Source organism: Cognatundibacterium oligocarboniphilum (genome assembly GCF_013377855.1).
Classification (GTDB): Bacteria; Pseudomonadota; Gammaproteobacteria; order Burkholderiales; family Burkholderiaceae_D; genus Undibacterium; species Undibacterium oligocarboniphilum.
Window position 1 is genome coordinate 1 of record NZ_JABXYJ010000019.1, and the last position, 7962, is coordinate 7962.

The 7962-nt window shown below is 52.5% G+C and carries 5 protein-coding genes and 1 pseudogene; 4 read left to right on the plus strand and 2 right to left on the minus strand.

All coding sequences use genetic code 11. The features are described 5' to 3' along the window. Positions 1-876, minus strand: an 876-nt coding sequence (locus HV832_RS16935; RefSeq protein WP_176805233.1) for a DNA-binding protein, incomplete at its 3' end; no start/stop codon positions are given. A gap of 98 nt (positions 877-974) precedes the next feature. Here HV832_RS16935 and HV832_RS16940 point away from each other — a divergent pair. The 3 genes and pseudogenes from HV832_RS16940 to HV832_RS17555 form a co-directional block, all read left to right on the plus strand. Next, positions 975-1295 (plus strand): annotated as a pseudogene (locus HV832_RS16940) (efflux RND transporter permease subunit); the annotation flags it as partial. A gap of 1 nt (position 1296) precedes the next feature. Further along, complete coding sequence (locus HV832_RS16945; protein ID WP_176805234.1) at positions 1297-2814, plus strand: efflux transporter outer membrane subunit; 1518 nt, start codon at positions 1297-1299, stop codon at positions 2812-2814. A 99-nt stretch (positions 2815-2913) separates the two neighbouring features. Beyond that, entirely contained in the window at positions 2914-3939 is a 1026-nt protein-coding gene (locus HV832_RS17555; protein ID WP_317889348.1) for a site-specific integrase, read from the plus strand. Between the two features lie 79 nt (positions 3940-4018). On the opposite strand, the gene HV832_RS16955 is transcribed toward HV832_RS17555, so the two are convergent. Further along, the gene (locus HV832_RS16955; protein ID WP_176805235.1) at positions 4019-4522 is read right to left on the minus strand and encodes a hypothetical protein; all 504 of its coding nucleotides are present in this window, start codon (positions 4520-4522) and stop codon (positions 4019-4021) included. Between the two features lie 189 nt (positions 4523-4711). Here HV832_RS16955 and HV832_RS16960 point away from each other — a divergent pair, with 189 nt between their 5' ends. Next, complete coding sequence (locus HV832_RS16960) at positions 4712-7822, plus strand: Tn3 family transposase (protein ID WP_176805236.1); 3111 nt, start codon at positions 4712-4714, stop codon at positions 7820-7822. Positions 7823-7962 lie beyond the last annotated feature (140 nt).

Here is a 7962-nt window from a genome sequence, read left to right on the forward strand (position 1 = left end):
AGTATTTTTACACGAATCCCGGCCACCCCTCTGTTTGGATTTATCTAGCAATTGGGATTCTATGAGTGGAACCCGCTGCGCAACGGGGCGTAATGCCTCCAGCTCGGCCGACAACTGCCGTCGGCGATCCTGTTCATCATAAAGTACCTTTTGCGCCAGAGAAACATCGGCGACCAGTCTTGCTCCTTCCTGATTGAGTCGCGTGACTTCGTTCTGTTTGACGACCAGGCCTTGCTGCAATTGACGCAATTCCGCCTGTAGTTGCTGAACCTGCTGTTCGTGACGTCGGATATCCTGATCGCGTTGGTCCTTAGCCGATTCCCGATAATGTTCGAGCGCATCGCGCGCATGCTGGTGTTTCTCTTCCAGCGATAGACGGTGTACCTCGTTCTCTGCCAAACGCTCCTTTAGATCGGCCACTTGCTGTTCCAGCGTGTACCGAGTGATGGTCTCTTTCTGCAGCAAATCATGCGTATGCGCGTGACTTTGTTTTTCTTGCGCCATCGCTTCATGACTTTGAATCAGCTCGGTTTTGACAGCAGCGATACTGGCCTCAAGCGCTGCTACGGCATGAGTATGCGTCTGAACCATCTCTGCCTGTTGTTTCTCGATGTCATCAATCCGTTCGTTGGCTTCGTCTTCCAGCTGGCCAGCAAGACGTTCAACCAGGTCGTGCAGCGTGTCGCTGATAGTGGCTTTGCGTCCCTGAAGGTCGCCGTCTTCTTCAAGCTCTTTCAGGTATTTATGGATGGTCGTTTTCGAGCCAGTATTTCCCAGCTCGATGCGGACTGCGTCGACCGACGGGTGTCTGCCCTGGGAAAGTATGGCATCCCGCGCTTTTTTGACTTCCGATTTATATAGTCCTGTTCTGGCCATGATCACCCCATCAAATTACGTAATATATTACATACCACGTAATTACATACTGTAATCTGGTTAAATTCAAGGTAAAAACTGCTTAATATTAATACAGGATAATGGTGATTACCTATTTCAATCATTTGATCGTGGAAGGCAAAGCGCCGTTGGAAGCGATGCGCGAAGCGGCTGAGCAAAGGATGCGGCCGATGTTGATGACCGCGTTTTCCGCTTGCATCGGCCTGTTGCCGGCAGCGATCTCTACTGGCATTGGCAGCCAGGTACAGCGTCCGCTCGCTGTGGTGGTGGTCGGTGGCATGCTGCTGGGACCGATCATGTTGTTGGTCGTCGCCCCTGCGCTACAGGTGATGGTCATGGGATGGTCACGCAAAGACTCCGAAATGACGTTCGGAAACGAAGAAAAAGCAGGTAAATAAGATGACATATCCATTTTTTATAAAACGCGATTTGCATACATCGAAAATAAACGCTCAGCTCCGGTTGGCACCGGCATCGCTGGTATTGACAGGCTTCGCTCTGCTTGCCGGCGGCTGCGCGGTCGGACCGGATTATCATGCTGCCGAAGCACCGAAAGTTTCGGCCTATACCAATCGCCCGTTAAGCAAAACCAATGAGACGAATAGCGCTGGCGGCGCCGCACAACAATTCATGCAGGATAAAGAGGTGGCCGCGCAGTGGTGGCATAGCTTTGGCTCAGCGGAAATCGACCGGCTGGTCGATGCTGCGCTGGCGCACAACCCCAGCATAGCAAGCGCGCAGGCGGCATTGCGGCAAGCAAAAGCCAATGCCGATGCCCAGCGCGGCTCTTACTTTCCGACGGTGCAGGCGAGCTATACGCCCAACCGGCAACGGAATGCGGTAGGAACGATTTCGCCGACGCTGACTTCAGGCGACCCGGTCTATACGCTGCATACGGCGCAACTCAGCATCAGCTATGTACCCGATGTGTTTGGCCTGAACCGACGCACCGTTGAATCGCTGGTAGCGCAGGAAGAGTCACAGCATTTCCAGCTGGAAGCAACCTATCTGACGCTGGCGGCAAATGTCGTCACGAATGCGATACAACTGTCGCTGATACAAGCGCAGATCAAATCCAATGAGGAAATCATCGCCGCAGCAGAAAAGACGCTGACGATGCTGACGCAGCAGGCTAAGCTCGGTTTCTCTTCCGGGCTGGATATCTCTGCGCAGGAGACGGCGCTAGCGCAAGCGCGGCTGGCTTTGCCGCCTTTGCAAAAGCAACTCGATCAGACCAAAGATATGCTGGCCGTGCTGTGCGGCGAATTTCCGTCGGACAGCCAGATCGCCGACATCGACTTGGCAACACTGACTTTGCCACAGGAGTTACCGCTCAGCTTGCCGTCTTCACTGATTCAGCAACGTCCTGACGTACGTGCGGCAGAAGCGCTGGTGCATGCGGCCAGTGCGCAGGTAGGGGTAGCGATCGCTAACCGCCTGCCGCAGTTTTCGATTTCCGGTAATCTGGGCGGTACATCGACGGGATTCAGCCATATGTTCTCCGCAGGGAATCAATTCTGGAGCGTGGCCGGTGGCGCGACGCAAACCTTACTCGATTTTGGTACGCTCAAACATAAGCAGACCGCCGCAGAAGCCGCACTCGATCAGGCAACTGCGCAATATCGCAGTGTGGTGTTGACGGCATTTCAGAACGTTGCCGACAGCCTGTTTGCGATCGATGCGGATGCCAAGGCTTTGCAAGCGGCCGTCGATGCCGAGAAATCTGCTAAAAAAACCGCCGATCTGACCAAACATCAATTTGAATCCGGCTTCGTCGGCATGCAGCCGGTTTTGGCGGCGGAGCAGGCGTATCAGCAAGCGAAGCTGACTCGCTTGCAAAATCAGGCGGCTCGCTATACCGACTCTGCAGCGCTGTTCCAGGCGCTGGGTGGCGGTTGGTGGAATCGTAAAATTTGAGGAAAAACGCGTCCCCATTAATCAGAGTGAAGTACATGCAGTTCAGATCCGTCACAAAATCCGAGAGCGTTGTGTATTATTTAGGAATATATTTATCTCGTGAGTGCAAATTCGTCGAAGCGGTGCCCAAACGCAAATCTGGTAATCATCATGAGCAAACTCGATCAATACGTTCACGCGGCGACACGGGATAACACGCGCAGCAGCTATCAGTCTGCCGTGCGCCATTTTGAGGTTGAATGGGGTGGTTTTCTGCCGGCAACGACAGACAGTGTGGCGCGCTATCTGGCCGATCATGCCGAGTCGCTTTCCATCAATACACTGCGTCAACGTCTGGCGGCACTCGCACAGTGGCATATCACACAGGGATTCCCGGATCCCACCAAGGCTCCTATTGTACGTAAAGTATTTCGCGGTATTCAAGCGCTGCATCCCGCACAAGAAAAACGCGCAAAACCACTGCAAATGGAGCAACTTCAGGCAGTCACGACCTGGCTTGAGCAGGCAATCGAGAACGCTCGCACCACCGGCCGACAGGGTGACGAACTGCGGCACGTTCGCAACAAAGCCATTCTGCTGCTCGGTTTCTGGCGCGGGTTTCGTGGTGATGAGTTGACGCGCCTGGAAGTCGATTATGTTGACGTGGTATCCGGCGAAGGTATGACATGTTATTTCCCGCAAACCAAAGGAGACAGACAACTTAAGGGTACGTGCTTCAAGGTGCCTGCGCTCTCGACCTTGTGCCCGGTTGAGGCCTACTGCGCCTGGATCGAGTTGGCCAGTATCACGGGCGGCCCGGCTTTTCGCTCGGTCGACCGTTGGGGGCACTTGGGAAATGAGGGATTGCACGCCGACAGCCTGATTCCATTGCTACGATCGCTGTTTACCGATGCTGGCATTGATTCGCCGCTGAAATACAGCGGTCACTCGCTGCGCCGTGGCTTTGCGAACTGGGCGGCTGCCAACGGCTGGGACTTGAAGACGCTGATGGAATACGTCGGCTGGAAGAACGTGCAATCGGCGATGCGCTATGTTGAGGGTGCCGATCCGTTCGTCAGGCGGCGTATCGAAAGCGCATTGCCCGCGACCTTGCTAACTGCAGCGTCGACGGATGCCGAACCATGATTCGCGTTAGTTTTGACCGCCTGGTCGGCGCGAGTGAAGGCCAATAATATCTGAATGGTTTGGAGAAAGAATGCATTCGTTAGCCGGATGTACTGCCGGCTAAAGAAGCCGTGGCCAAGGCAAGTGCATCCTTTGGAAAAAGAATTTTTCCGGAGCCCAGAGCCTGAAGTTTGTCTATTTTCGTCTGAGCATGGAAATTTTTGTCGCTGGTAACGAAAACGTCGCCATCATAATGAATGTGGCACCAGAGCGCCAACACATCGCACTTGGCGTTGCGCCAACGTTGATCTAGATTTTCCGGCGGCAAGCCTCGGGCGTACGCATAGTCTAGCCATAGAAATTCCTTGTCCGGGAATAGGATTTCGTGAATTTTCTGTTCGAGCAGATCTGCCTGCGACGCACAGAGGCAGAAATCATAAAATGTAATGCCCCAATACCCGCGAGGTTTGAGCAATTGCACTGCGCCGAGGTCGGCACCTTCCAGTTTCGCTTTAAATTCCGCAAAGTTGGAGGCATAACCGCCATTGCGTTGACGTTCGGATGCGCCGATAGCTGACAGCTGAAATCGCGATGTTGATCCCACCACGCCCTTGGAGTGCCACCAACTCCCGCACAGACGGTGCGTTTTCCCGCGAGTCTTCCAAGTCGATGATGCAATTTGTGTCGAGTGTGAAATTCATGACTTGAATCATAGGTCATTTCACGAGGGCGGCACAATTGACAGTCGCAGGCATTTTCTTTAATCTTTGGCAACTCCACTACCATTTTCAGAATGGCAAACGAATCCCATCGTCTGTTGATCCTCAGCGATCAGGAAATTGAAGACCTCTACGGCCTGCCGAAATTTACAGACGATGATCGTTTGCTGTATTTCGATCTGAGTCCCGCCGAGAAGGAGGCAGCCGGCGCAATCAAGACCGCATCAGTGGCGGCCTTTCTCATAATGGAACTGGGCTACTTCAAAGCCAAACGCCAGTTCTTTTCGTTCGATACACGGGGCGTACAAGACGATTTACGCTTTGTGGCCGAGCTTTATTTCCCGAACCGGAAATTGGAAGACTTCAAGCTGCCGTCTCGCCCGACTCGTGGCATGTTGCAAAAAACTGTGCTTGATCTGTTCCAATACCGCGTTTGCGGTGCAGCGGAAAGGTCAGAGCTTGAAGCCAAGGCACAACGCATCGCCATGCTGTCGACACAGCCGGTATACATCCTTCGAGAGATGCTGCAGCAGTTGACCATCGGCCGCATTGTCGCTCCTTCCTATACGTCGCTGCAAGATATTGTTGGTCGCGTTGTGTCGGGCGAGCGAACCCGCATTATCGGTCTTCTCGGTGAAGCGCTGACTCCGGAAGTTGGGCAACGGCTCAGATTACTCCTGGAAGCAGACGAACAAGTCTACAATATTAGCGCCCTGAAAAGAGAAGCCAAAGACTTCACCTATGGCGAACTGCGCCGTGAAGTCGCACGTCGTGACTTTTTCGAACCACTACATGATTTCGCCGCGACGTTTTTGGTGTCAGCCGGACTCTCCCAAGAAAGCAGCAAATATTACGGATCGCTGGTGAAGTTTTACACGGTCTACAAACTGCAACGCATGCAAGCATCGAGCGCTCAGCTGTATCTCCTGTGTTTCGCGTATCAGCGCTTCCGCCAAATTAACGACAACCTCACCGACGCATTCATCCACTTGGTGGATCAATACGAAAAGCAGGCCAAGACCCAGGCAGAGGCCGCAATGCAGAAAGCGCTTGATGATGCGCTGGAAAGCCTGAAGGCGGCGGGGCAAGTCTTGGAGCTGTTCGTAGACGATTCGATTCTGCCGGAAGTGCCATTCTCGGATGTTAGACAGAAGGCATTTGCCTTGCTTGAGCGCGAACAATTTCCGATTGTGTCGGATTACATGAAGAAGATCGCCTTCGATAAGGCCGCATTTGAGTGGGCATATTACGGCACCCTGTCGAAGACTTTTAAACAAAATTTACGGCATTTATTTGCTGGATTGGAGTTCGCTGGCCGGGTGGAAAACGCGCCGCTGGTGAATGCAATCGAATTTCTGCAGGATCTGTTTAAACGTGACAAGTCGCCGCGTCAAACAGACCCCGCGACATTTCCCACTGATGTTATTCCTAAACACATGCAGCGATACCTGTACGTTCCGTTAGAGAGCGATCGCAGGAAAAAGGTGCTGGATCCGGATAAATTCGAATTCTTTGTCTATCGCTTGCTGCGCAATGCATTGGAGGCGGGCGACGTGTTTGTCCAAAAAAGCACGGAATTTCGTCGCTTTGAAGACGACTTGATCAGCGACGACAGATGGCGCAACAGAGACGCTGTGCTGCGCGAGGTGAATTTGCCCATCCTTAACGCACCAATCGAGGACACGCTGGCGGCGTTTCATGAATCGATCGAGGGACTTATTGCAAGCGTGAATCAACGTATTGACGACGGCGAGAACAAGCATATCAAGCTCAAGGGAAATCGCGAAAAACGCAAATGGAATCTGCTTTACCCGGCCATAGAAGAGTCGGTCAATAGCCCGTTTTATAGTCAATTACCGGGTATCGGTGTCGCCGATCTGTTGTGGTTTGTCGCAAGTGAAACCGATTTTTTATCTGGATTCACCCACGTTCTGGATCGATACGTGAAACATGACCCTGACCCGCGCGAAATACTGGCGTGCATTGTCGCGATGGGCACAAACATGGGACTCTGGCGGATGGCCGAGGTATCCGGCATGAGTCACGCGTCGTTGCTGTCGACCTCCCGCAATTTCCTCCGGCCGGAGACGCTGCGAGCGGCGAACGATGCCATCACCAACGCGATTGCTAAGTTGCCGGCGTTCCACTTATACGACATCCGCGAGGAAATGCATTCGAGCAGCGACGGGCAGCGCATCGAAACCCAGATCAACACGATCAACGCACGCCATTCCCCAAAATATTTCGGCTTGCAAAAGGGAGTGAGCAGCATCACGCTCGTGGCCAATCACGTGCCGGTCAATGCCAAGATCATCGGCACTCACGAGCATGAAAGCCATTACGTCTTTGATTTGCTTTACAATAACACATCGGATATCAGGCCGGAACGTCATTCGACGGATACTCACGGCACGAACCAGGTTAATTTCATCATCTTGCGCTCGTTCGAGTACGAATTCGCGCCGAGGTATAAGAACTTTCCGAAGAAGGTGGAGTCAATTGTTGGATTTCAGCACCCGAACCATTATGGAGACGCCTTAATCAAGCCTTGTCGCAAAGTGTATGACGATCTGATCATCCAGGAGTGGCCCAACATTCAACGAATCTTGGTGTCACTCGCGCAAAAAGACGTTACACAGTCAACCATCGTTCGTAAGTTGGCAAGTTACACGCGTCAAAACTCCACCAAGCGAGCACTATGGGAGCTGGATAATCTGTGCTTTACTGAGTATGTACTGAGATATATTGACGATCCGGGCTTACGACAGGGTGTACAGAAAGCTTTGAATCGAGGGGAAGCGTACCACCGTTTCAGGCGCGCGGTTGCCTACGTAAACGGTGGAAAGTTTCGGGTGCGCACTGACGAAGAGCAGCAAATCTGGAACGAATGTTCCAGGCTAATCGCGAACGCTGTCATTTATTACAATACGTTGTTGCTGTCGCGTGTCTACGAGCAGAAGCTGGCAGCAAACGATGAAGTGGCGATTGAACTTATGCGTCGGATATCGCCGATTGCCTGGCAGCATATCAATTTATTTGGCACCTTCGAATTCAGCCCGAATTCGTCCAAGCTTGATATTGACGCACTGGTGGCGATGTATTCAGATCCGACGTATTGGCTCAACACTGTGAAAGAGCACGCGGAAATGCAGCCTAAGAAGGGAAAGTTTCCCCCAAAAAAGTAAAAGAACGATGTTAACTGACCCAAAATTTTGGATGGAAATCATCAAACGGGCCTGTGTTTTAAACGCTAGTCTGGGCTAATTTTACATTTTTGGGGGTTGGGCACAAATAGCCATATTCGGATTAGCGATGACAACGCGCG

Coding starts and splice junctions, on each gene's coding strand:
- HV832_RS16945 (WP_176805234.1), top strand. CDS start 1,297: ATGACATATCCATTTTTTATAAAACGCGATTTGCATACATCGAAAATA.
- HV832_RS16960 (WP_176805236.1), top strand. CDS start 4,712: ATGGCAAACGAATCCCATCGTCTGTTGATCCTCAGCGATCAGGAAATT.